General features: G+C 45.5%; 30 protein-coding genes and 2 pseudogenes. 14 read left to right on the forward strand and 18 right to left on the reverse strand.

Going from position 1 to position 22,105, the window contains the following annotated elements:
* Positions 1 to 66: 66 nt before the first annotated feature.
* On the forward strand, positions 67 to 309 hold the full coding sequence (locus RS881_RS60415) for a siderophore-interacting protein (protein WP_350340285.1): 243 nt from the start codon (positions 67 to 69) through the stop codon (positions 307 to 309).
* Positions 243 to 635 carry a hypothetical protein gene (locus RS881_RS37040; protein ID WP_315815368.1) on the forward strand — a complete coding sequence of 131 codons (393 nt, stop codon included), beginning with the start codon at positions 243 to 245 and terminating at the stop codon, positions 633 to 635. The genes RS881_RS60415 and RS881_RS37040 overlap by 67 nt, the downstream gene beginning before the upstream one ends.
* Positions 636 to 1,069: 434 nt before the next feature.
* Here the strand turns inward: RS881_RS37040 and RS881_RS37045 are convergent, their stop codons facing one another.
* The 13 genes from RS881_RS37045 to RS881_RS37105 form a co-directional block, all read right to left on the reverse strand.
* On the reverse strand, positions 1,070 to 1,705 hold the full coding sequence (locus RS881_RS37045) for a sigma-70 family RNA polymerase sigma factor (RefSeq protein WP_315815369.1): 636 nt from the start codon (positions 1,703 to 1,705) through the stop codon (positions 1,070 to 1,072).
* A gap of 86 nt (positions 1,706 to 1,791) precedes the next feature.
* Entirely contained in the window at positions 1,792 to 2,688 is an 897-nt protein-coding gene (locus tag RS881_RS37050; RefSeq protein ID WP_315824724.1) for a TonB-dependent receptor plug domain-containing protein, read from the reverse strand.
* Positions 2,645 to 3,304, reverse strand: coding sequence for a hypothetical protein (locus RS881_RS37055; protein WP_315815370.1), 660 nt, complete (start codon positions 3,302 to 3,304; stop codon positions 2,645 to 2,647). The genes RS881_RS37050 and RS881_RS37055 overlap by 44 nt, the downstream gene beginning before the upstream one ends.
* Positions 3,305 to 3,529: 225 nt before the next feature.
* Positions 3,530 to 3,712: a hypothetical protein gene (locus RS881_RS37060; protein ID WP_315815371.1), complete on the reverse strand. Its 183-nt coding sequence runs from the start codon at positions 3,710 to 3,712 to the stop codon at positions 3,530 to 3,532.
* A complete protein-coding gene (locus RS881_RS37065) occupies positions 3,706 to 4,146 on the reverse strand; it encodes a carboxypeptidase-like regulatory domain-containing protein (RefSeq protein ID WP_315815372.1) in 441 nt (146 codons plus the stop codon). The genes RS881_RS37060 and RS881_RS37065 overlap by 7 nt, the downstream gene beginning before the upstream one ends.
* A 336-nt stretch (positions 4,147 to 4,482) precedes the next feature.
* Positions 4,483 to 5,970 (reverse strand): SusD/RagB family nutrient-binding outer membrane lipoprotein, encoded by a 1,488-nt coding sequence (locus tag RS881_RS37070; RefSeq protein WP_315815373.1) that lies wholly within the window; start codon positions 5,968 to 5,970, stop codon positions 4,483 to 4,485.
* A 17-nt stretch (positions 5,971 to 5,987) separates the two neighbouring features.
* Positions 5,988 to 6,302, reverse strand: coding sequence for a hypothetical protein (locus RS881_RS37075; RefSeq protein ID WP_315815374.1), 315 nt, complete (start codon positions 6,300 to 6,302; stop codon positions 5,988 to 5,990).
* Positions 6,303 to 6,346: 44 nt separating this feature from the next.
* The gene (locus RS881_RS37080) at positions 6,347 to 7,255 is read right to left on the reverse strand and encodes a TonB-dependent receptor domain-containing protein (RefSeq protein ID WP_315815375.1); all 909 of its coding nucleotides are present in this window, start codon (positions 7,253 to 7,255) and stop codon (positions 6,347 to 6,349) included.
* On the reverse strand, positions 7,203 to 7,385 hold the full coding sequence (locus tag RS881_RS37085; RefSeq protein ID WP_315815376.1) for a hypothetical protein: 183 nt from the start codon (positions 7,383 to 7,385) through the stop codon (positions 7,203 to 7,205). Before RS881_RS37085 ends, RS881_RS37080 begins: the two co-directional genes overlap by 53 nt.
* Positions 7,382 to 8,059 (reverse strand): hypothetical protein, encoded by a 678-nt coding sequence (locus RS881_RS37090; RefSeq protein ID WP_315815377.1) that lies wholly within the window; start codon positions 8,057 to 8,059, stop codon positions 7,382 to 7,384. Before RS881_RS37090 ends, RS881_RS37085 begins: the two co-directional genes overlap by 4 nt.
* Complete coding sequence (locus RS881_RS37095) at positions 7,987 to 9,153, reverse strand: carboxypeptidase-like regulatory domain-containing protein (protein WP_315815378.1); 1,167 nt, start codon at positions 9,151 to 9,153, stop codon at positions 7,987 to 7,989. The genes RS881_RS37090 and RS881_RS37095 overlap by 73 nt, the downstream gene beginning before the upstream one ends.
* Positions 9,154 to 10,338: 1,185 nt before the next feature.
* Entirely contained in the window at positions 10,339 to 10,524 is a 186-nt protein-coding gene (locus RS881_RS37100) for a hypothetical protein (RefSeq protein WP_315815379.1), read from the reverse strand.
* Positions 10,521 to 10,820 (reverse strand): hypothetical protein, encoded by a 300-nt coding sequence (locus tag RS881_RS37105; RefSeq protein ID WP_315815380.1) that lies wholly within the window; start codon positions 10,818 to 10,820, stop codon positions 10,521 to 10,523. Before RS881_RS37105 ends, RS881_RS37100 begins: the two co-directional genes overlap by 4 nt.
* Positions 10,821 to 11,640: 820 nt before the next feature.
* Between RS881_RS37105 and RS881_RS37110 the strand changes: the two genes are divergently transcribed.
* From RS881_RS37110 to RS881_RS60425, 12 genes and pseudogenes are all read left to right on the forward strand, one after another.
* Positions 11,641 to 12,399: a hypothetical protein gene (locus RS881_RS37110; protein ID WP_315815381.1), complete on the forward strand. Its 759-nt coding sequence runs from the start codon at positions 11,641 to 11,643 to the stop codon at positions 12,397 to 12,399.
* Between the two features lie 306 nt (positions 12,400 to 12,705).
* On the forward strand, positions 12,706 to 13,518 hold the full coding sequence (locus tag RS881_RS37115) for a hypothetical protein (RefSeq protein ID WP_315815382.1): 813 nt from the start codon (positions 12,706 to 12,708) through the stop codon (positions 13,516 to 13,518).
* A gap of 622 nt (positions 13,519 to 14,140) precedes the next feature.
* Positions 14,141 to 14,362, forward strand: coding sequence for a hypothetical protein (locus tag RS881_RS37120; RefSeq protein ID WP_315815383.1), 222 nt, complete (start codon positions 14,141 to 14,143; stop codon positions 14,360 to 14,362).
* Positions 14,363 to 14,774: 412 nt separating this feature from the next.
* On the forward strand, positions 14,775 to 15,581 hold the full coding sequence (locus RS881_RS37125; RefSeq protein WP_315815384.1) for an SDR family oxidoreductase: 807 nt from the start codon (positions 14,775 to 14,777) through the stop codon (positions 15,579 to 15,581).
* Entirely contained in the window at positions 15,578 to 16,990 is a 1,413-nt protein-coding gene (locus RS881_RS37130) for a coniferyl aldehyde dehydrogenase (RefSeq protein ID WP_315815385.1), read from the forward strand. The genes RS881_RS37125 and RS881_RS37130 overlap by 4 nt, the downstream gene beginning before the upstream one ends.
* A 223-nt stretch (positions 16,991 to 17,213) precedes the next feature.
* Positions 17,214 to 17,531, forward strand: coding sequence for an IS66 family insertion sequence element accessory protein TnpA (gene tnpA / locus RS881_RS37135; RefSeq protein WP_315814461.1), 318 nt, complete (start codon positions 17,214 to 17,216; stop codon positions 17,529 to 17,531).
* 3 nt (positions 17,532 to 17,534) lie between these two features.
* Positions 17,535 to 17,917 (forward strand): annotated as a pseudogene (gene tnpB / locus RS881_RS60420) (IS66 family insertion sequence element accessory protein TnpB).
* A 176-nt stretch (positions 17,918 to 18,093) separates the two neighbouring features.
* A complete protein-coding gene (locus RS881_RS37145; protein ID WP_315815386.1) occupies positions 18,094 to 18,606 on the forward strand; it encodes a hypothetical protein in 513 nt (170 codons plus the stop codon).
* Positions 18,507 to 19,531: pseudogene (gene tnpC, locus RS881_RS37150) on the forward strand (IS66 family transposase); the annotation flags it as partial. The gene RS881_RS37145 and the pseudogene tnpC, both read left to right, overlap by 100 nt.
* Entirely contained in the window at positions 19,532 to 19,678 is a 147-nt protein-coding gene (locus RS881_RS37155) for a transposase domain-containing protein (RefSeq protein ID WP_315824535.1), read from the forward strand.
* Positions 19,679 to 19,761: 83 nt separating this feature from the next.
* The gene (locus RS881_RS37160) at positions 19,762 to 20,046 is read left to right on the forward strand and encodes an IS66 family transposase (RefSeq protein WP_315815387.1); all 285 of its coding nucleotides are present in this window, start codon (positions 19,762 to 19,764) and stop codon (positions 20,044 to 20,046) included.
* On the forward strand, positions 20,019 to 20,183 hold the full coding sequence (locus RS881_RS60425) for a transposase domain-containing protein (RefSeq protein ID WP_315824491.1): 165 nt from the start codon (positions 20,019 to 20,021) through the stop codon (positions 20,181 to 20,183). Before RS881_RS37160 ends, RS881_RS60425 begins: the two co-directional genes overlap by 28 nt.
* A gap of 18 nt (positions 20,184 to 20,201) precedes the next feature.
* Here RS881_RS60425 and RS881_RS37165 read toward each other — a convergent pair whose 3' ends face one another.
* Genes RS881_RS37165 through RS881_RS37185 form a run of 5 tightly spaced genes read right to left on the reverse strand, consistent with a single transcriptional unit; the run spans position 20,202 to position 21,890 of the window.
* Positions 20,202 to 20,450 carry a class I SAM-dependent methyltransferase gene (locus RS881_RS37165; protein ID WP_315815388.1) on the reverse strand — a complete coding sequence of 83 codons (249 nt, stop codon included), beginning with the start codon at positions 20,448 to 20,450 and terminating at the stop codon, positions 20,202 to 20,204.
* Entirely contained in the window at positions 20,420 to 20,584 is a 165-nt protein-coding gene (locus tag RS881_RS37170; RefSeq protein ID WP_315815389.1) for a class I SAM-dependent methyltransferase, read from the reverse strand. The genes RS881_RS37165 and RS881_RS37170 overlap by 31 nt, the downstream gene beginning before the upstream one ends.
* A 27-nt stretch (positions 20,585 to 20,611) precedes the next feature.
* Complete coding sequence (locus tag RS881_RS37175) at positions 20,612 to 21,247, reverse strand: NAD(P)/FAD-dependent oxidoreductase (protein ID WP_315815390.1); 636 nt, start codon at positions 21,245 to 21,247, stop codon at positions 20,612 to 20,614.
* A gap of 56 nt (positions 21,248 to 21,303) precedes the next feature.
* On the reverse strand, positions 21,304 to 21,648 hold the full coding sequence (locus RS881_RS37180) for an FAD-dependent oxidoreductase (protein ID WP_315815391.1): 345 nt from the start codon (positions 21,646 to 21,648) through the stop codon (positions 21,304 to 21,306).
* Positions 21,606 to 21,890, reverse strand: a complete 285-nt coding sequence (locus tag RS881_RS37185) for an FAD-dependent oxidoreductase (RefSeq protein WP_315815392.1) — start codon at positions 21,888 to 21,890, stop codon at positions 21,606 to 21,608. The genes RS881_RS37180 and RS881_RS37185 overlap by 43 nt, the downstream gene beginning before the upstream one ends.
* Positions 21,891 to 22,105: the final 215 nt, after the last annotated feature.

Raw genomic sequence — 22,105 nt, forward strand, 5'->3', positions numbered from 1 at the left:
CCCCGAAATAAAAAAATAACGTTCCGTGCACCATTGAACCATATCGGCTTCTATCCTGGTTCATCCATGGTATTTCGGGCTAGTGACAGGGAACTGCGCCATTACACACCATCGGCCTTTGACCGCGAGCGGGGAATGTTTGAAGTACTGTTTCACATACATGGCAATGGCCCGGGCAGCAAGCTGGCAGACCGGTTATTACCCGGAGAGCGTTTAAAAGTATCCGTACCTGGCGGAAAAAGTTGTATGACAAGGACAAAACGACCCATTTCTTTTTCGGAGACGAGACCAGTCTCAGCTTCTATATAGCCCTATGTAGGGAGATCAACAAAAACAACCAATGTATCAAGTGCATCTTTGAATTGAACGAGATCAACAGGCGCATCCCGGAAGACCTGGGCTACGATGTCGAGACCGTACCAAGAACCCCTGAGGAGCCAGCCAGGGAAGCCATTACTTTATTAGAAGAATACTTAACAGCCCAACCCGAACTATTGAAGCAATCCGTGTTTTACCTCACGGGCAATATAGCTTCCGTGCAAAAGTTCCGAACGGTGCTAAAAAGCAGGGTATCAATTCTAAAAACATCAAGCTGCAAGGTTATTGGGCGGAAGGAAGTGTTGGTTTATAATTAGGTAGTTTTCTTCACGATCTATCATCCACTGCTGCCCTTTTTACAGACTATTCGCGGCGCCGCATATCCTGGTGTTTATTGACGACGGTTTTATCTCCATACTGTTTAAAAACCAACAGCTTACCAAGTTGACCAGATAGCTTTTGGCGGACCGGTAGCCTTCACCTGCGAATATGCCTTTGAACCGTTTAAGTTTTTCCGGATTTGTCTGCACATAAATGTTTCTGATCTGATCACCGGCTGGTTCAATCGACACCAGCGCCCTGGCAGTATCACCGGAATAACTGATAATGGAAGGCATGCCATTGACGATAACGATTTCCCGGTGCAGATCAGGAATATACTGATCTATTTTTGGGAAAATGTTTAGCAATAACCTGCTTACATTGGCCTTTCCAAAAATGGGTTTCGAGAAAGCAGAAAGGCGCTGACCATTTACGAAGAAAGTAGCCCCTCCCCCTCTGTAAAGAGAACAATATCGTCTTTCAATACCTGGATCAGGTCTTCCAGGTTTCCTTCGGAAACTGCGAGGAGGAAGGTGTTTAACATTTTCTCGTGCACTTTCAGGTCCACCTCAAAGCGCCGTACGTCTTTGCCCAGGTTGGCTTTGGCACGTTTAAATAGCTGCCGGCAGTTGTCCTCCGTTTTATCAAATATATCTGCCAGCTCCGAGTAGTCATAGGCAAATATTTCCTTTAACAGGAATATCGCCCTTTCATTGGGCGTTAATTTTTCCAACAGCACCAGTATGCCAATAGAGAGCGCGTGGTAAGTCTCTATTTTTGAATGCGTACTGTTGCTTTCCTGGTCACCCAGTGGCTCTGGCAACCAAATGCCGGTATATTCTTCGCGTTTTACCCTGGCGCTCTGCAGGTAATTAATACTTTTATTGGTAACAGCCTTAACGAGGTAGGCTTTTGTATGACGTATCTCTTCGGAATTGATTTCCAACCATTTCGCAAAGGTATCCTGCACAATGTCTTCAGCAGCATCTATATTGCCCAGCATATTGTAGGCTATTGAAAAGAGGAGTGATTTGTATTCGAGAAATATTGCTGTTTTATTGTTCATGAGGTCAATAATTTTAGCCTTCCATATTACAGTGCTGCAGGGAAGCCTTGTAACAGAAGACAAATTACCCGGTCTGTTTGTGACAGCTAAAAGTCCATCCGCATACCAAATGTCGGGAAAACCGCAAGGCCAAGAAAATAAGTCTTTCCCGTGAGCGGCTGGAATAGAGCGGAGCTTTCATTGAACCTGTTCAGCACATTTACTACATCAAAGAAAGCTGTCCATCCAATTTTCTTCAATTGGAATTTATAATCAGCCCGCAGGTCGAGGCTGATAAAATCAGCCAAGCGCTCACCATTTTTTTCTATTACTTCCTGCCCATACCGTAAATAGCCTGAATTATCAAAAACATCGGCATGCACGATGTATTTATCAGTAGGGCGGCCGCTTGCATACCTGAATTTGCCGGAGATGATCCATTTGTTATTGGGCTTGTAACTGCCAAGCAAACTGATCACATGCGGAAGATCAAAAATATAGTTGTATTCGCCCAATCCATCATGGTCATTTCTTCTGGAATTCATGTAGGAATAGCTAATCTGTCCGTGGTATTTTTGAGAGAGGCGCTTGGTAAGACTTACATCAAACCCATGGGCCTTTCCCGTTCCATTGTTGTTCAACAACGGCTGACCACTGGATGACCTTACAGCGAGGTCATCCATTTCTTTATACCATCCCTCTGCAATCAATTTCACATCAGGGCTAAAGTATATTTTGTAGCCAAGTATGTATTGAATCGCACGTTCAACCTTTAACCGGTGGCCCTGCGGCTGAGAAGCAACATCCGCCAGGGCGGGATCCTGGTAATAAATACCTGAAGCAAAATTGATACTGTGTTTTGCTCCCAACTCAAGCGTCCCACTGATCCTTGGCGACAACGTATGTTGTGCCGCAAAACCAGTGTAGTCATATCTTACACCAGAATTTAAAGTGAGCCCCTTAAACAGCGTAAAGGAAAGATCGAGATACCGGAGACATTCCAGGCGGCATCTTCAAAAGCTGCATTGAAACGGCCTGGTGTAAGGATGAGATAATATTGTGCGGGATTGGGCCTGTAATCCGTAGGCAAAAACTGTACAGCGTATCAGTATGCTTCAGTCTGCGGTTATAATCCATATTCACCCTGGCCACATCAGTTCCCGCGGTGAATGAAATATGTTTTCCCTGCTGTGTAAAAATGCTCCGGTAACCCACTTCCTGTTGTTTGTTCTCAATTTTCCGGAGGTCCCGTTCAAAATTGATCTTATCAGTTGGTACAATATCCCCATCGGGCTCAATCACAGGATTTGAGTAACCAAGATCGTTGTTAACGTCCATCATCCTGAAATAAAGGATATTTTTCCAGTAGCTGGATTTCCCTGTCAGCGTACGCAGGTTAAGGCCGGCAACCGCTTTGCTTACTTTTGACCGGCCGATAAAATTGGAATTGTTGTCATCATTGAGGTTTTTGCTTTCCAGCACATTCTTGAGAGTACGCTTATAAGTTTCCGGATTGAACATGGCAATGAAGGATAATTTGTTGCGGGCGTTGATCTCTGTAGTTGTTTTGAGCATATAATCCCCATAGGAAGGAGATCCGGAATGGCTGAGGCCAATCATTTTGAGCAGCAGATCGAAATGCTGGTACCTGGCGGAAGCAAAGAGGCTTGTTTTTTTTTGTCGATGCCTGAGGGACCATCGTACATAAGTGTAAAACCAATGAGGTCGAACTGACCACTGTATAGGGATTGGTGCGGTTACCCTCTTTGATGCCGAGGCCCAGGTAGGATGAACCTTTTCTTCCATAGCGGGCGCCAAAGCCGCCAGCCTGGAAAGTGGCATTCTCTACCACACGGGGGCAAATATGCTGAAACGCCCGCCGTTGGGATCATTAAAGCCAGTATTGAACCCTTCGATCTCCAGATGAGAGACCTGGAACAGGGGTATATCATCGGCTATAAACAAATTATCTGAAGTGCCCTGTCCACGCACTGCAATGGCAGAATACTGACCGCCACTGCTTACCACCCCGGCAGGATGCCGATCGCCCTGAAAATATCGCCCTGCGCCCCCGGACTTCTGAATATCTCTTCCCTCGAAAGCGCAAAAGCAGATACGGGCATCTGGGGATTGTTTTCTCCTTTAAAAGCCCTTACGGTAACATCGCTCAGCTTCACAGTTTCCTCCGTCAGTTCTGTTTCAAAATACCAGACTTTACCGGGCACTATATTTATATCGTTCAACGTTTTATCATAATAACCAATACTGGTTATTGTTATACTGTAAGTACCGGCAGGCAGGTTGGGAATAAAGAAAATCCCTGTGCTGTCTGTAACCGTTACCATATTTTTTTCCCTGATGGCTATCGTAGCCCCCGCCAGTGGCTGCTTTGTTCTGTATTCAATTACTTTTCCTTTGATGCCGCTTTTGTGCTGCGCCACCATTATAGTACTGATGAACATTGAAAAATAGTGTAAAAGACCCTGTTATACATGTTTATTTATTTAAAATAATAGTAAAAACCGCCATACCAGGCCAGGATGGTCCGGATATGCTACATACAGGCTGGTTTATTACCGAAACATATGACAGGAGAGAGATCTTTTTGTGACAGCTAGCTGAAGAGCCTGCAAATCAGGCTACCGATTATTCTTTCCAATCCAATACCCCAATAAACGTATACACCCGGGGCTACAGCCCCTGCCATTTTATCCAATAAAAAAATGACCCGCATAAAAATGCGGGCCTTTAAAACACCACAGCGTCACATGAGGAACAATCGACACCTTAGCAGGCAATTATTTATCCCACCACATGCGGGTCGACAATTCATCAGGTCCCTGCGATGAAAGCACTTCTGCATAATGGGCACTGTTGAGGTCCTTCTCTGTTAGCGGATAACATTGACGGCGGGGTATTTTACCATCCGTATTCAACGGATCGAGCGCAGGCGTCAGCACCGGATAACCCGTTCTTCTCCATTCCGCCCAGGACTCATAAATATTATTTACGTAAAAGTTGAGCCACTTTTGCGTTTGAATACGCTCCAGCTTTTGCTCGAAGCTAAGCGTGTTGGCAGCCGCAATATTGATCGTAGCCTGTATACGGTAATCATTCTTTTGCTGCGCAGAGACAGTTACTACCGGGTTGGTAGACACCGCCGCCCATTGGTCCATCGAAGCATTGATACCTTTTTCGTACCAGGTAGCCACCGTTGCATCCCCACCACTTACCCAGCCGCGCAAAGCTGCTTCCGCCATGGTATAGCACATTTGAGCATACGTCGTTATTTGCAAGGGTGCATTCTGCGCATAAATAGCACGACCCAACAAACTGAAATCAGCATAATCATAATATTCATTTTTGCCATAAGGCAATCCAATGTATAAGCTGGTATTATTGATCGAAGGGCGGGCAAAAATGGGGAGCCGGGGATCACTGGTTGCTTTCAGCTTGTCAATAAATGTAGCAGAAGTACCATAATCGTACCGCCCGCTACGCGTGTAGTTCGTATAAAAAGGGTTTTCGTAATTGGCATTGCTCAGGTATTTGTAAATCGCATTGTCTGCATTACTGCCCATGATACCGGCTGTCACAGCTTCATTGAAGGCCGTTTTCCCAAGTTCGGCATCTGCGGTGCGGCTCATCCGCAGCGCAATGATCGCCCGCAACGAGTTGCCCCAGGTTTTCCAGGCATTGGCATTGCCATCAAACAGCGGATCATTGCTAAGCCCGCCCGTGATCTGTGCAGTAGCCTCCTTCAGTTCCTTCAGCAGGTCCACGTAAATATCCCGTTGCTTATCAAACACAGGTTTCGTATTGCCGCCGCCCTGAAAAGCCTCTTTGTAAGGAACATCCCCCCAACGGTCAGTAATATGCAGCATGAAATAGGCCTTTAGAATACGTGCATGCCCCAATTGATTGTTATTCGTGCCATTGTCCAATATCGCCTTCGTATTCTTAGTGGCAGCATCAGTATTGAGGTTTATGATCGTTTGGAGGTCCATCAAGGGGCCTGCATAAATAGGATCATAATTGAATATACGGTTTAAATAACGCGACTCCTGCGTATAGATAAACTCCGCCATATGCTGTACGTAGAGAGCACCGGCAGTATTGCGGGTCGTGGTAACGCCAAGCACGGCACTGCCAAACAGGAATTTAGTACTGGGCGTAGCCGGAGCATTGGGACTCGTATTGATATCGCCGAAATCTTTTTTACAGGAGGAGAGCACCATTGCCACCAGTATCACAGGCAACAGCAGCTTAATAGTTCGTGTGTGCATAATGGATTGTTATGAGATTAAAAGTTCAGTTTGAGGTTGATGCCCATCGTACGCGTGCCAGGTAATTGACCACCTTCGCGCCAAGATTGCTCCAGCTCCGATGGATCGAGCCCTTTCACTTTACTGTAAATAAGCCATAAGTTTTGTCCCACCAGCGATACAGAGGCTCCCTGTATGCCTGTTTTGCCGAAGAGCGATTTGGGCAACTGGTAACCGATAGACAATTCCCTCAATTTAACATAGCTAGCATCAAACATCCAGTTCTCCCATACCGAAAACAAAGCCGTTTCATACAGTTCCTGTGCATCTGCATACACTTCATTTTCTTTCATCGTATTCGCGTTCAAACCATTCAACCTAACGCCACCACCATTGGCTACCGGATCTCTCTTGGGTTTCCTCTCTCGTTGAGGCCCACTGTTTCTTCAGATAATCCCGATGCAGCATTGAACATCTTCGTGGTAGAAATGAATCTACCCCCGCTGGAAGTCGAGCGTGAAAGCGAGGAATACATTTTTGTAATGAATGGAGTTCGAGAAGCCCCCGTAAATTCGGGCAGGATCGTGCCCAGGTCTTTATTGTCTTCTGTAACATACAAACCATCGTCACCGATGAGGCGCTGACCAGTAGCCGGATCTTTCTTAATACTGTTACCGATGATCATGCCGTAAGGCTTGCCAACCTTCGCATTGAGCGATAAAGCAGGCGAACCTACAAAACCAGTGGATAAACTGGAACCATCCAGGCCCGATTGAATATTGTCAATACCATCCGCCAGTTCAATCACCTTATTGCGGTTCACCGCGAAGTTGAAATCCATATCCCAGGAGAAATTGGGTTTCTTCACCGGCGTGCCGCCCAACGTAAGTTCTACGCCATAGTTACGGATATTACCGGCGTTGATCAGTTGAGAAGTATAGCCTGTTGAGCCAGGTACATTCACAGGGATGATCTGTCCTTTGGCTTCGCGGAAATAATAATTGAGGTCCATCCGCACACGGCTTTTCAGGAATCGCAGATCGAGACCGGCTTCGTAGCTGGTAGACAGCGTTGGCGCCAGGTTTTCATTCGTGCGCCTGTTGGGTATCGTTTGGGTGGAATAAGTCACATTGCTGGCGCCAACGGGTTTTACATAGTTGATACCAAGCGGGTACGACGCCAGGGTATTATACGGACCAATATCTGTACCCACACGGGCTATCGAGGCCCGGAACTTACCAAAGGACAGGATATTATTTTTGCCCATCAGCTCCGAAAAAGACAAACGATCCCGAGGCGCCGCCATATACGTACGAGTTATTGTCTTTCGACAGCGTGGAAGATATATCGTTGCGCAAACTCAACTCCAGGAAGAGCATGTTGTGGTAACCGACATTGGCATATCCGTACAGGCTATTCACTTTCTTCACACTCATGGCATTGCTCGCTGTTTTTCACCGAGCGAATTGCTGACGTTGTACACGTTGGGCAGGATAAAACCACCATTCGTAGAGGCGTTGACAACGTCCGTTTGCTGAGTCATGAGTTCGCCCAACACCGCTGCATTCAGCGTGAAGTCGCTGAACGTCTTTTCATATTCTGCCGAACCCACGAAATTGGTTTCCCTGAACTTGCTTTCCGACGTAGCGAATCTTGGCGTACCCAGCGTGTAGGAAGCAATCCGCGCATCACCATTGACATTCTGGAAATTACCCCTGGCGATGGCCGACAGTTTCAGGCCGGGCAACAGTTTCAGGCTCACGAAAGCATTTCCATACAGCCGCTGTATATAGTTGTGGGCAATATTTTCATTGACCTCTGTATAGGGATTATCCCAGAATTTGGCCGTAAGGTTGGTAGGCGAAGTGATATTCCAGGTCGTATACGTGCCATCTGCCCTTTTATAACGCTTCAGTTTTTCCGTTTCCACATTGCGCTGGAAAAATTGGTTGAAGGAAGCTGCTGTTTGTGTGCTATAGCCTTCCGCGGGTACATTGAAGAGGTACTCATACACATAATTGAAGGAGGTACCCACCGTTAACCGGCTGGTAAGATCGATCGTATTCGTAAGTGCAAGCCAGTTCTTTTGCTGGCGCGAATTAGGCACCACACCAGTCCGGCTAAGATTGGTGAAGGAAACACGCGTATTGCTGGCATCCCCACTTTTGAAAAGGATACAGTCGTGTTGTTCGCAATGCCCGTACGGAAAAATTCACGCACATTATCCGGTTGCGCTACAAATGGCTTGAGTTTGCCAAATTCCGGATCAGTAGGGTCCCAGGCATACCAGGGCGCATGCAGCGTGCCGTCCATTTTGGGTCCCCAGCTTTCATCTACATCATACCGGTAATACTTGGCGCCATTCATAGGGGCCAGGTAAGCCGGATGCGTGGCAGGATTGTACGTGAACGTTTGCCAGGTCTGCGAAGAACCTCCGCCATATTCATCCTGGTAATCGGGCAAAATATACACCCGCTCAATCGTCGTGTTGTGGTTGAAGTCCACACCGATACCTTTCTTGCTGCCCTTCTTGGTAGTGATCACCACTGCCCCTTCCGAACCCCTTTGACCGTAAAGGGCTGTAGCCGCGGGGCCTTTCAATACGTTAAGCGACTCTACATCGTCCGGGTTGATACCATCCGCGCCTACAATCACACCATCCACCACATAGATGGGACTACCGCCGCCAAGCGTGTTTACACCACGCAGGCGGATCATCGAAGTACCGAACTTGGCGCCCGATCCACTGCGCACCTGCACACCAGCTATCTTACCGGCGAGGGCCGTATTGATATCCGCAATTTTTGTGGTCGTAAGCTTTTCGCCGGAGATCTTTTGGTTCGCATAACCTGTGGAACGCTGAGTACGAACAACACCCAATGCCGTAGTAACCACCACTTCGGCCAGCTGGTTACCGCCAGGCTTCAGCACTACGCCCCAGGAAGTAGTCGAAGCCACCGGCAGTTCTACAGGAACATAACCCTGTGCGCTGAAAATGATCACAGCACTGTTCTCCACATTGCGTAGCGAAAACTTGCCGGAAGCATCAGCCGTGCTGCCTTTTGTTTGACCTTTTAAAAGAAGGGAAGCATAAGGGATGGCTTTACCATCCTCATCGCGCACCTGACCCTGTATGGTCTTTTGTGCGTGCAGGGCAATAGTGATTAGCAGCCCTACGGAGAGCAGGAATAGAACTTTTCTCATTGTACATTAGTTTTGGTGAATAAACCCGTTAGGCTTATTGGAGCACCGAAACTAATTGGCCGCTGCACCATCGTTTTGCCTAATCAACCGGCGAAGCCATTGCCAATACCAACAGGCAACAGCGTTGCTGTTAATTCATTGGTCAGCAGTTTTGGCAGGTTGGTCAATCGAAGGCAGTCGTTGGCGTGTACCTTGTCAATGAGAGTCCTGGACCTTACAGGGGAGCTTAGGAGAGTTGATAACCTATTGAGACAAGGCTTGACAGTATCTTCCATTGGCGTAGGCAATGCCGCCTGCTAAAGTCCAGCCACTTTGCGGGCCTTGTTTCGCTCGATGCCTGGCGTAAATGATTTATGATAACCACCTGAGTATTGGCCCTATCAATACCCTTCTCTGCATAACTGTGTAGCCTGTGTAGTTCTGAAAAAAAGGCCCCGCTCTTGCGAGCGGGGCCTTTTCTATTGTTAAAAATAACTACTTCTCCAATACCTTATCCGCTATTGGTTACAGCTAATAACTAACAGTTAATTCATAACTGCTAATAACTGGATTCAGACAACTAACTTCCGGTAGCTGTATGTCTCGTCCAAAACCTGCCTTTTATTCCCCGTTGCTTGCGGACCACTGTCCAGTGCCTGGTGGCTGGCTCACCAAAGCTTTTATTGATCACAGCGGCAAAATAAAAACCAGTGGCAATAGCCCTCAGCCGATAGCTATCTGCAAAAGCAAATAACGGCAGCTAAAACCTAAGAAGCCAATCCCTAAAACCCAATCGCTAAAAGCTATTAGCTGAACCCAAACTGCTGATAGCTAACACTAAACCATCAACCTTTGATGATTGACCGTTCAATGCTCGTAGCTCGAAGCTCGCAGCTCACAGCTGCCTTCATTTCGTGTTGCACAACACTACCATACATCAACCGTGCTTAGGGGCCCCGTCCACACAGTCGATCAGCATTTTTATTTTATTTCCACCACATCTCATAAGAGATGCAGCGAAGCAAAAGTTCATAACTCCTCAATCCGCGAAATCAGTTTGATCCGTCAATCCGCGATCAAACCCGGGATTAAATCCACCACATCTCATAAGAGATGCAGCGAAGCAAAAGTTCATAACTCCTCAATCCACGAAATCCCTTTAATCCCTTGATCCGCGATTCAATCAGCGATCCGCCTTCACAATCGTCAGCGACTTCGCTCCATCCTGTTGACGCAAAAATACCGGCTTCCTACAAACTGGTAATAAGCTATCCCCATCACCACAACGATCGGTCGCCGCGTCCTGGCAGGCAGCGGCATCAGCAGCGTCGCCGCTGTAAGTTGCTGCACATCCAGGTAATCACTTTCCTCTCCAAACGTCAGGTATTTCATCCCCTGAAGTCCAGTACCGCTGTAGCAGCGACTATCTTGAAATGAGTCACCCGTCCGTTCCAGCGTAGATCACACATCGGATCAAAACCAGGTATCTCCAGTACACAGAGCCCTTGACCACGATTGATCGTCACATCGAATGTTCCGTTAAAGATCCTCGGCAACCGTTTTCGTTTATTAAATTCAAAGCCTTCCAGCTTATTCAACTGACCGGCAACTATCTTCCGCGATCCAACAGCATGCGCCCTATCCTGACGCAATACATCAAATACCCGTGAAAACAAACGATTCGCCAATCGGGCCTCCCCAGGTTGAACAATTGCTGGTGAAAGGCATCACGGATCAGCTTGCTGCACTTCGCCACCCTGCAAAATTCAGCCTGTGCGCCGGTTGGCTTTACAGGTTTCTTATATGTACCGGTTGTATATATGCGCATAATAAAAAGTTTAAGCATGAATACAGAATGATTTTTATAACTCCTCATCACAAACATACGACACGCAGATACCCGTTTCCAACACCCCATTGCCGATTTATGTCGTTAGCGCTATAAATCGACGTCAATGACGTCAATTTATAGCGGTTTAGACATAAAATAGCCGAAACGACATTTTGATATTTGGAAATGGCCTATCCGTTATCGTATGTTTGTTTGACAGTGTTATTGAAAGAGAAAAAAATAAAAGACAAGAAAGAAAAGAGAACAACAGCAAGGGAACTCACTTCAGCCATCTCTTCAGTATACCTACAGTAAAGCTTTAGTATAGATAGAGTATACAAAAAGCACCAAACACAAAAACAGCCCATTGTTACTAAAAGTGGTAGGGAAGCTGGCGCCTCCCACCCAGGGAAGCTATGGATGTATATAGGTTGCACCGCGGGCAACCGTCCCAAAACAGTTCTTTAGTGAAGCCGTCACTTACAAAGCATGGACCTGGCGAAGCAAGCGCTAATACCGACTGTCGATTGCCGGCTCGCGCAGTCGCGCAGCCTCCGGCTTCGAGCAGTTGACAGCCGCGCAGTCGCCAGCCTCCGGCTGGTGACGCCTATTTCAAAGCCTCCGGCTTTGTCACAGATTAACTAAAGAACATTTTTATCATTTTTTAAAAAACAACAATGCCCAAACAAATAAGTCCCATCGTCAAGCTCAAAGGAGCCATTGACGATATCAGTTTCTACAAATCCCAGGACGGGTTCATGGCACGACAGAAAACTTCCATTTCTGCCGAACGCATGAAGACAGATCCCAAATTCGACCTCACCCGCAGGGCTGGTCAGGAATTTGGCGCTGGCGGCAAATCCGGAAAACTCTTCCGCGACGTATGGATTACCGAGCTCAACAAAGCCCGTGACAACCGCGTCACCAGTAGGGTTACTCAGGCCATGGTGGCCATACTGCAATCGGATCCCGTCAGTGATCTCGGGTTTCGGCGCGTGGAAAATGGAGACCTCACATTGTTAAAAGGATTTGAGTTCAACATCGGTGTCACCTTTGCGGCCACCGTCAAAACCCTGTTTCCTTTTATCATCGACCGCGTTTCAGGTCAGGTATCCATTAACCTGCTTTCCCATATTCCAAAGTTGGAAATAGCAGCACCCGAAAATGCCACCCATTACAATTTCTTTGCTGCAGCAGCCGCAATTGATTTTGCAACAGGTGAGTATTCCATTACCCGGGCAAACAGTGCCAACCTGCCATGGGACAATAACCCTACTACACTCTCTGTATTGCAGATGGCTGTGGCGCCCAATACCCCGCTCCCCATTTTCCTCCTGCTGGGAGTCGAATTTGTGAAGCTCGTCAACGGCAAGTCATACCCACTCAGTAAGGGCCTTAGCTCCTTACAGGTCCGGGAGGTCGACCAACTCCCTTAACGGGTCAAAGGGTGGGTCGCCCTTCCCGCTAGTTAACGGGAAGGCTCACCCTGGTAGATAGCCCACATACAAAAAAAGGGACCGGGTCCATCCCGGTTCCTTTTCAAAAAAATGATCGAAGCAATCGTGTATTCGCTCACAGCTGGTAGCTCGCAGCTGTTTTCGAAGCAACAGTGTATTCATTGCTCCCGCCGCATGGCGGGACCGAAGCTATCGAAGCAACCGTGTATTCTTCTGTCTCCTGTATTCTGTCTCCTGTATTCTGTATTCTGTATTCTGTATTCTCTTCATCCAAAAACGAACATCATGATCTACAAAAACAAGATCTCCCGCACCGCCATTCCCGGCTACTCCCTCATTCCCAAAGGCGATCACCACCAGGTAAGAAAGATCAGCCTCACCGCCGATCGCGTAAAAAATGATCCGGCTTTTCACCGCACCCGCCTATGTGCCGGCGACTTTGCAAAAGCAGCCCGCCTTGGCAAACGCATCCGAAATGCATTGCTCCAACACACCACCATCAAAACCAATGTCCACCTGCTGGCAGGCAGATTATTTACTGCCCTGCGCACCAGCACATCCGCCGGCCGCGATTTCTCCACCGCCTGTTTCGATAACCTCATTGACTTCAACTTCAATTTCCGCATCGATTGGCAGCAATGCACCACCATCCTTCCCGAAGTAGTAGCCAATACAAATAAAAACTGGATCACCACCAGGCTGCCCGCCTTCATTCCCTCCGAGGCATTGGTACCGCCCGAAGGTTTTACCCATTGTCGCATCTTTACTACAACAGCAGCCATTAGCTTCCAGGACGAAGAGGAGACGCAAACAATAACCAAGACCACCACACTAATCCCCATTAAACAGATACAGCTAAAAGCCAGGCATCTCACGGCAGAATTGACCCACATGAAAGACCGCCTCATCATAGTGGCCGTCGGTATCAACTGGTATGCCCCCGCGGGTTATAAAGGTGCCCTGATCAGGAAGCCCCCGGCCCTCTTAGCATCATCTATATCCGGCACCAATGAAGCCAGGTTTTCGGTCTTTCTAACTTTTTATATTTTTGTTATGGAAAAACGCAACCCCAACATCTCAATAGTAGAGCCCTTGTAATTGGTCCCCCACCATTGAGTACCACTTATTCTTTTTACAACGATCGCCCCTTGGATCATTGTTAGTGCTCCATCGCCCAACCAGCCATCACTATTTGTTAAACCTTGTCTTTACACGCACAAAGAAAGGTCCGTTCAGCTACATCCTTTCCACAGCATCATGACTGAATGCTGCCGCTTCCCATTATGCTACAATAGGCCAGGCTATTGCAGCATTTTAACAAACCATTTTTATTAACGACTAAACTAAACGCCATGCAATTGCTTCCTTGCTGCGGCTGGCCCATGCCTAACGGACCACCATGATCATCAACCACCTCCCTTAGCGACTACTCCATTGCAACTGTTGTTGCATTTACTTAACCAATAAATAAAATTAAAAAATGGATAAATATGGCAAGTTCCAGAGACTTCCGGATAATTGAAAATAAACACGTACAGAGCTTAATGAAAGTATCCCCCGGCGGGCAACCAGTTTCTTGCAGGAGACCAGGAATTATTTCAAAAAGCCTGAGGGGGCCCTGGTTTACCTTCCGGAGTTCTGTACTAAAATGAACCTTGATATAGACAAAGTCTGTGCATTCTTTAACTGGGATTAAAACAATATTGATAACCACAAAAAAATGAGATATGGCTTCAGCAAGATTGCCCTTGGTGGGTCTCGGACCATAGGATCCGCCACAGTCGCTTCAACGAAGATCACTGATCAAATTACTGAAAACGCAATGAAGAAAAATAATTTGATCGGTCAACCCTACAAAACCGGCGGTCACTCACTCGCCGCCGGCTTTTATGACTACAAAAAGCGGTACACTACAAAAACAAAAAAGCCTCCTAAGTTTTAAGACTTAGAAGGCTTCTGAAGTGCCCCACGTAAGATTTTTATCGAACCGGTTTATTGAGGATTTAAACCTGATTTATCAGCTTAAACCCTTATTAAGGTATTGAATTACAGCCTTTCGCAAAGATTTTGACACTTTATAAAGTAAAGCTAATATTATCGAATCAACCCAGGCTATAAATCTTAGCATCTACCTCTTTTAGCGGCTGTACCATACTTCCCTTTCTATCGATTAAAACCGGGACCGGCCCCGGTTGTTCCGTCATTTTGTGTCAGACGTTCCGCTTTTTGGGTTAAAACGCAGGCATCAGGTCAAGCTACTTTTGTTTTGTCAAAATGCAATTAAGGATGAAGCATAAAGCAAAACTTAAAAGAAGCATTATCAAACGATTTATAAATATTCAAAAAATAAAATTATGCAACTAAAAGGAAAAACAATATTGATAACCGGCGGCACAGCTGGTATCGGTTTGGAAGCAGCAAAGCAATTTTTAGCCAATGGCGCAAAAGTGATCATCACCGGCAGGAAGCAGGATAAACTGGACGAAGCCAAAAAATTATATCCTGCATTAACGGCTATAAAAAGTGATGTAGCCAATGCAGACGACGCCCAGTTGCTTTTCAATAAGATTAAGGAGATTGGAGGAATTGACATCCTTTACAATAATGCCGGCGTTATGAGCTATCCACCAAATTTGGGAATAGCGGATGACAAACATTTTGAATTGGCAAAGTATGAAATGGATATTAACTACCTGGGTGTGATCCGCCTGAACAACCTGTTCATCGAAATGTTGAAGTCAAGGAAAGAAGCGGCCATCATCAATACTTCTTCCATTTTAAGCTATGTGCCATTAAATCTTGGCGCAACCTACTCTGCCAGCAAAGCGGCCATGCACTCTTACACAGTGTCGCTGAGAGATCATTTAAAAATACTGGGCAGCAGGGTGAAAGTGTTTGAGCTGTTACCACCTGTAGTGGCAACAAGCATGACGGAAAGCATGGAGACCAAAGGAATCTCTCCGGAAAAATTGGTAAACGCATTGATTGCCGGCATCAAGAATAACCGGTTCACCATACGTGTTGGAGATACTAAAATCGTGTATGTATTCAACCGTTTATTTCCCAAACTGGCATACAGATTAGTGAATCCTGCAAAAATGCCCTCCAGCTTCAATCGTAAACACATTTTCTCTTTACATTATAATATTGAAAGATCATGACAACAAATATTTTAGCACCAGACGAACTCCATACCATTCTCACCAATCAGAGGAATGCTTTTTTGCAGGATGGTCCACCCACACTTGAACAACGCCGGGCTGATTTGAAAAAATTTAAATCAGCAATGGTTGCCCGGAGAAAAGAAATTGAAGAAGCGATAAATACTGATTTTGGTCATCGCTCCCGGCACGAAACTGCAATCGTAGAAATTGTAGCCGTTATAGAGGGCATCAAATACCTAAGCAGCAATCTGAAGAAATTCATGGCTCCAAGCAAAAGAAAAGTTGCATTGCACATGCGTTTTGGAACGGCGAGAGTGGAATACCAGCCACTTGGTGTAGTTGGGATCATATCACCATGGAATTATCCGATCAATTTATCGTTGATGCCGGTTGTTACTGCTATTGCTGCCGGCAACCGGGTAATGCTTAAACCATCAAAGTTTACACCTGCCACTAATGCGGTGATTGCTGCGATGTTTAGTGAAATTTTTCCAAAAGAGCAGGTAACCCTTGTGAATGGTGATGGCGCCGCATTCAGCAAATTACCTTTTGACCATCTTATTTTTACCGGCAGTACAGCCGTAGGACGATCTGTGATGAAAGCGGCAAGCGAAAACCTCGTGCCCGTTACCCTGGAATTGGGAGGTAAATCGCCTGTCATTATTTCTAAAAATTATCCACTGGAAAAAGCCGCCTCCCGTATTGTGTATGGTAAACTCCTAAGTGCCGGGCAAACATGTATTGCACCTGATTATGCATTGGTACATGAAAGTGAAGTGGATGCTTTTATCAAGGCATATGATCACCATGTAAAATTGGCTTATCCTGAAGGACCAACCGGAGACGATTATACTTCAATTGTGAACGAACAACAATATGCAATCTTAAAAAGCCTGATGGATGATGCTCAAAGCCACGGAGCTAAGATAATAGAAGTGGGTGTTCGCCCCGGTGATGCAGCAAAACGTCCGCATACAATGGTACCAACTATTGTGTTGGGAGTAACCGATGAAATGCGCATTGCAAAAGAAGAAATTTTCGGGCCTATATTACCAGTATTATCTTATCAATCTATTGACGATGCCATTAATTATGTAAATGCCCGGCCAAGACCATTAGCACTTTATTTTTTCACACATGATGACGACGATAAAAGAAAAGTTTTGGACAGAACTGTCTCTGGCAATGTGACGATCAATGGAACGTTTTCTCATATCGCACAAGATGATCTTTCTTTTGGCGGCGTAGGCGAAAGCGGCATGGGTGCGTATCATGGCATAGAAGGTTTCCGAACACTCAGTCATGCCAAGGGAATTTATGAACAGGGTATTTGGAATGGTATGGACCTTCTGCATGCTCCCTTCACTAAAAATACGGACAGGCTTATTAATCTCTTTCTTCGTTAATTCGTTAACTTTAAGAGTAATGAAATGGAACATAAAAAATATTCATTTTTATACCCGGGTTAATGAATATTTTTTGCGTGAAATTCCATCTGACCTTATTAAAAGATAGAAAATAAAAAGATGAAACATTATAAATCAATCATTGAAATGTGTACCTCCGAGTAGCTAAAAATTAAGATATTATAAAAAGTTTACTTTTTGGGCTTATCAAAAATGTAAACGTATGGAACAAAAGCAATCAAGTGGCTTATCGAAGGAGCAAAAAATGTTCGCGTTGATAGCTGAACATGAAGCCAGTTCGATGACAGTAAAAGATTTTTGTGAGTTGTATGATCTTTCACCTGGTACATATCACTACTGGCAGAAGAAATATCACGCCCGGTTGGAAGATAAGCCGATGGAGAATCAAAGTAGTTTCACTTTGCTAACAGTGACAGGGCAGCAAGAGGTTTCCATTTCCCAGGATCTCTTTGCGGAATACCGGGGCATCCGTTTTTACCGGGAGCCATCTGTGAGTTTTTTAAAAGCTTTAATCAGTTAACTTATGTTACAGATCAACAACGGCACCCATTACTGGTTGTATCATAAGTGGGCGGATGTAAGGAAGAGTTTTGACGGTTTGAGCGGGCTTGTTACCAACGAACTGGGAATGGAAATTCAGACGGGTGATGTATTTATCTTTTGAACAAACGGCAAACGCACCTGAAGGCGTTAGAATGGGAAGGGGATGGTTTTAGCTTATACTATAAGCGATTAGAGGAAGGTACCTTTGAGTTACCGGCAGGTATTATGGAAGGCACTCACAGTAGTATTACGGCTAAACAATTAAGTATGATCTTACAGGGCGTTTCTTTGAAGAAAGCGTTTTTCGAAAGCGGTACATCGGTACGATGTAATCCTTATGGATCATGGGTTGAATATATTTGACGTTGCCATCGAAAAAATGGCAACGTTTTTTATTTTAAGAAAAACAGGCCGGGTTATCCACATTTTTGGTGCTGTTTTTTAAAATCATTTTTGAATGCGGGTTTATCCACGCATCGGCTGTATAACTTTCGGTTATACGATATAGCTTAAATGCATAGCCGGGCTATCTTTGTATAATGTCAGCAGCAGCAGAAAATATAGATTACAAAGCGCTCTATGAGCAACTGCTTCCAATGCTGCAACTACAGCAACAAAATAATGGACAATTACTACAAAACAACCAGGAGCTATTACAAAGCAATAAAGAATTACGCGATCAGGTAACGCAGCTTCAATATCAATTGTATCAACTAACGAAGTTACTGGGTGGTTTTAAGACTGAGAAGTTTGTTCCTTCCCCTTTACAGCAACAGCAGGAATTAGGCCTTTCCTTTGAGCAGGGGTATAAAGCAACCAACCTTGCTGATGTTCAAAAGATAAGTTACGTAAAGCAAAAACAGGTTCAACGGGAAAACGGGTTAGCCAATGCCTTTCCGGATCATCTACGGGTGGAAGAGACCGTGATAGAGCCTCCGGAAGATGTGAGCGGATGCGAGAAGGTGGGAGAAGAAGTAAAGGAACAGCTTGGCTGGAAGCCGGGAGAAATATTTCTCCAACGTACTATTATCCTCAGTATAAATGCTCTGTAGCAGAACGGCCTGATCAGCATCGTATAGTGCAGGCGCATCTTCCAGAGCAAGCCTTGTCTAAGAGCATTGCCACGCCGGAGTTGTTAGCACAGATCATTATAGATAAGTTTATAGATCATAAACCGCTGAATCGTCAGTTGGACTGCTTCAAGAGAAGTAATGTCACCATTGCTTATTCAACCATTACCGATTGGGTACGGCAGGTTGCGAACGTGGTAGCGCCACTGGGCCATCTGCACCTGCATGAGATGTACCAATATGATTATTGGCATGGTGATGAAACAACCATACAGGTTCTGGACAGGAATAAGAAGAAAGATACCCACCAGGGGTATTACTGGACGTACTTAACGCATAACGGGCAACTGATCTACTTTGATTATCATCGGGGAGGGATACATTGGCAGCCAAACATATCTTACAACATTTTAAGGGTCACTTGCAGGTAGATGGTTATGATGTCTATGAAGAGTTGGACATCAAAGGAATACATGTGTTCTTTTGTATGGCCCATGCCCGCCGTCATTTTTATGAGGCGAAAGGCAATGATAAAGTTCGGGCAGAATATGCTTTGACCGAGATAGCGAAGCTTTATAAGATCGAGGAGCAATGTAGAGAAGAGCAGCTCAACCCGGACCAGATCAAAGTGCGGCGGACAGAACAATCTGTGCCTATTTTAAAAGAACTGGGAGAGTGGATGAAGCAGGAGTATGTAAAGCTAAAACCGAAAAGCCCTATAGCACAGGCTATAGCTTACAGCATCAAACGCTGGGACGGCTTAAGTCTCTATGCCTCTACTAATCATTTGCATATTGATAATAATCCCATAGAGCGCTGTATGAAAAACCTGGCTGTCGGACGCAAAAACTACCTGTTCTGTGGCTCGCATGAAGCGGCCAAAAGAGCAGGCCTCTTATACTCGCTGCTGGTTACCTGCAAACTTAATACCGTAAACCCTTATGAGTGGCTCCGCGAAGTGCTTAGTCATAACATCAACGAGATGACTACCGCGCAACTCAGGAAACTCTTACCCCACCAGTGGAAAAAAACACAAGCCATCACTACGGCTTAAAGCAAAATTAGGCAACTAAACAATACGATTTTTTAGGCTACTCGGAGACACACTACTGAGACACACGGCGGACAGAACAATCTGTGCCTATTTTAAAAGAACTGGGAGAGTGGATGAAGCAGGAGTATGTAAAGCTAAAACCGAAAAGCCCTATAGCACAGGCTATAGCTTACAGCATCAAACGCTGGGACGGCTTAAGTCTCTATGCCTCTACTAATCATTTGCATATTGATAATAATCCCATAGAGCGCTGTATGAAAACCTGGCTGTCGGACGCAAAAACTACCTGTTCTGTGGCTCGCATGAAGCGGCCAAAAGAGCAGGCCTCTTATACTCGCTGCTGGTTACCTGCAAACTTAATACCGTAAACCCTTATGAGTGGCTCCGCGAAGTGCTTAGTCATAACATCAACGAGATGACTACCGCGCAACTCAGGAAACTCTTACCCCACCAGTGGAAAAAACACAAGCCATCACTACGGCTTAAAGCAAAATTAGGCAACTAAACAATACGATTTTTTAGGCTACTCGGAGACACACTTCTCAAACACTGGCCCCAATTGTTCAATATGTTCCAGCACCAGGCTAAAGCCCACTATATCATACTGTCCTTTGGTAAAGGTCCAGGGAGTGGTAATATCCGCTTGAATAAACTGTACATTAGGTGAGTTGATCTTTACTTTGGCTACGGCCAGCATCTCTTCCGACAGGTCTACGGCTGTTACTTCCTGCGCTTTCTTGATCAGCCATTCGGTATTTTTCCTGTGCCGCAACCAATTTCCAGGTAACGTTCAAAAGGGATGGGCGACAAGGTGGCCCGGAGGGCCTTCGCTTCGAAGTCCCTGGTTTTATTGAGGTTGGTATCGTATTGTGAGGCCCAGGTATTATAGGCTGTTCTAGTATCCATATGATTATTTTGTATGACTATAAGTCGCTAAGGATTTTTATTACTTGGCCTGAAAATAAAGCGCATGGCCACATCCCTCGTGAACCAGGTGAATGCCCAGTTGAAAAAGGTCTTGAACTTATTGCGGTAATTGATCAGTGACCAGATATGGATAAAACCCCAGATCAATGCTGCAATGAAACCTTTGAAATGTAATTTACCAATATCGGCCACCGCTTTTGTTTTTCCTATAATAGCCATGGTGCCTTTGTCCCAATAGATAAAGGGTTTTAATGGTTTGCCGGGTGCCAGGCGCAGGTTGTTGGCCAGGTTGGTGCCTTGTTGCATGGCTACCTGGGCCAGTTGGGGGTGACCGTTGGGGAAGGCAGGGTCGGTGGTCATTAGACTGCTATCGCCAATGGCATAGATATTTTCAAAGCCCTGTACTTTGTTGTGTGCATCAACCAATACACGACGGCCCCGGCCAATGCTTTCTTTGGGCAGGCCCGGTATTTCAGTGGCAATTACACCCGCTGTCCAGATCAGGGTATCGGTAGGGATCTTGTCTCCATCGGCTAGTATCACATTGCCATCCACATAGTCTTTTACCTGTTTGCTCAACAGTATTTTGATGCCCATTTTCTCCAGCGACTTATGGGTATAATCCTGTGATTGGGCGCTCATGGGGCCTAATACTTTTGGACCAGCATCTACCAGGTAAATATCACCTGGCTGACCTATCAGCTCGGGATAGTCTTTTTGTAGATACCATTCTTCATTTCGGCCAGTATGCCGGATATTTCCACTCCACTGGGACCAGCACCGGCCACTACCATCGTGAGCAATTTCTTACGCTCTTCCGGATCGGTAGTTATAGTAGCTTTCTCGATGGTTTGTAATATGTAATTGCGCAACTCAATGGCATCATTGATCGTTTTCATCGGCACGGCTTTCTTCATAACATTCTCAATGCCGAAGAAATTACTTTGGGTGCCTGTAGCAAAAACCAGGTAATCATACCCCAGTTCACCGGATGATAATTCTACCTTATGCTGCTCCGGTAGTACGCGCAGGAATTCGCCCATACGAAAAGTGACATTCTTTTATGGTGGTACAACTTACGGAATGGATAACTGATATTGGAAGGTTCGAGAAAGCCGGCAGAAACCTGGTAAATAAGAGGAGGGAAGAAGTTGTAGTTGTTTCTGTCGACCAGGGTAATTTGAAAGCGTTGATCTTTAGCTAACTGCTGGATCAGGTAGACGCCGGCGAATCCTCCTCCGATGACCACCACTTTTTTTGCTGTCCGTTCATAAATTACATCCATTTTAAAGGTCAAATGTAGCTCTACTTTGTCACATTAGATAAATCTAATGTGACAAAGTAGAGCTACACAATTCCGAGAAAATAGATCACTATGAAATTCTTCCGAATCAATTAACTAAATAACGAAAATGCAATTCCATATTTGTAAACATAAAGTATTAGAAACCTTTTTAATTTCGACTTCCCAGGTAGGAATATTATTTACCATTTTAGTAA

The sequence above is a fragment of the Paraflavitalea speifideaquila genome (assembly GCF_032395985.1).
GTDB lineage: Bacteria > Bacteroidota > Bacteroidia > Chitinophagales > Chitinophagaceae > Paraflavitalea > Paraflavitalea speifideaquila.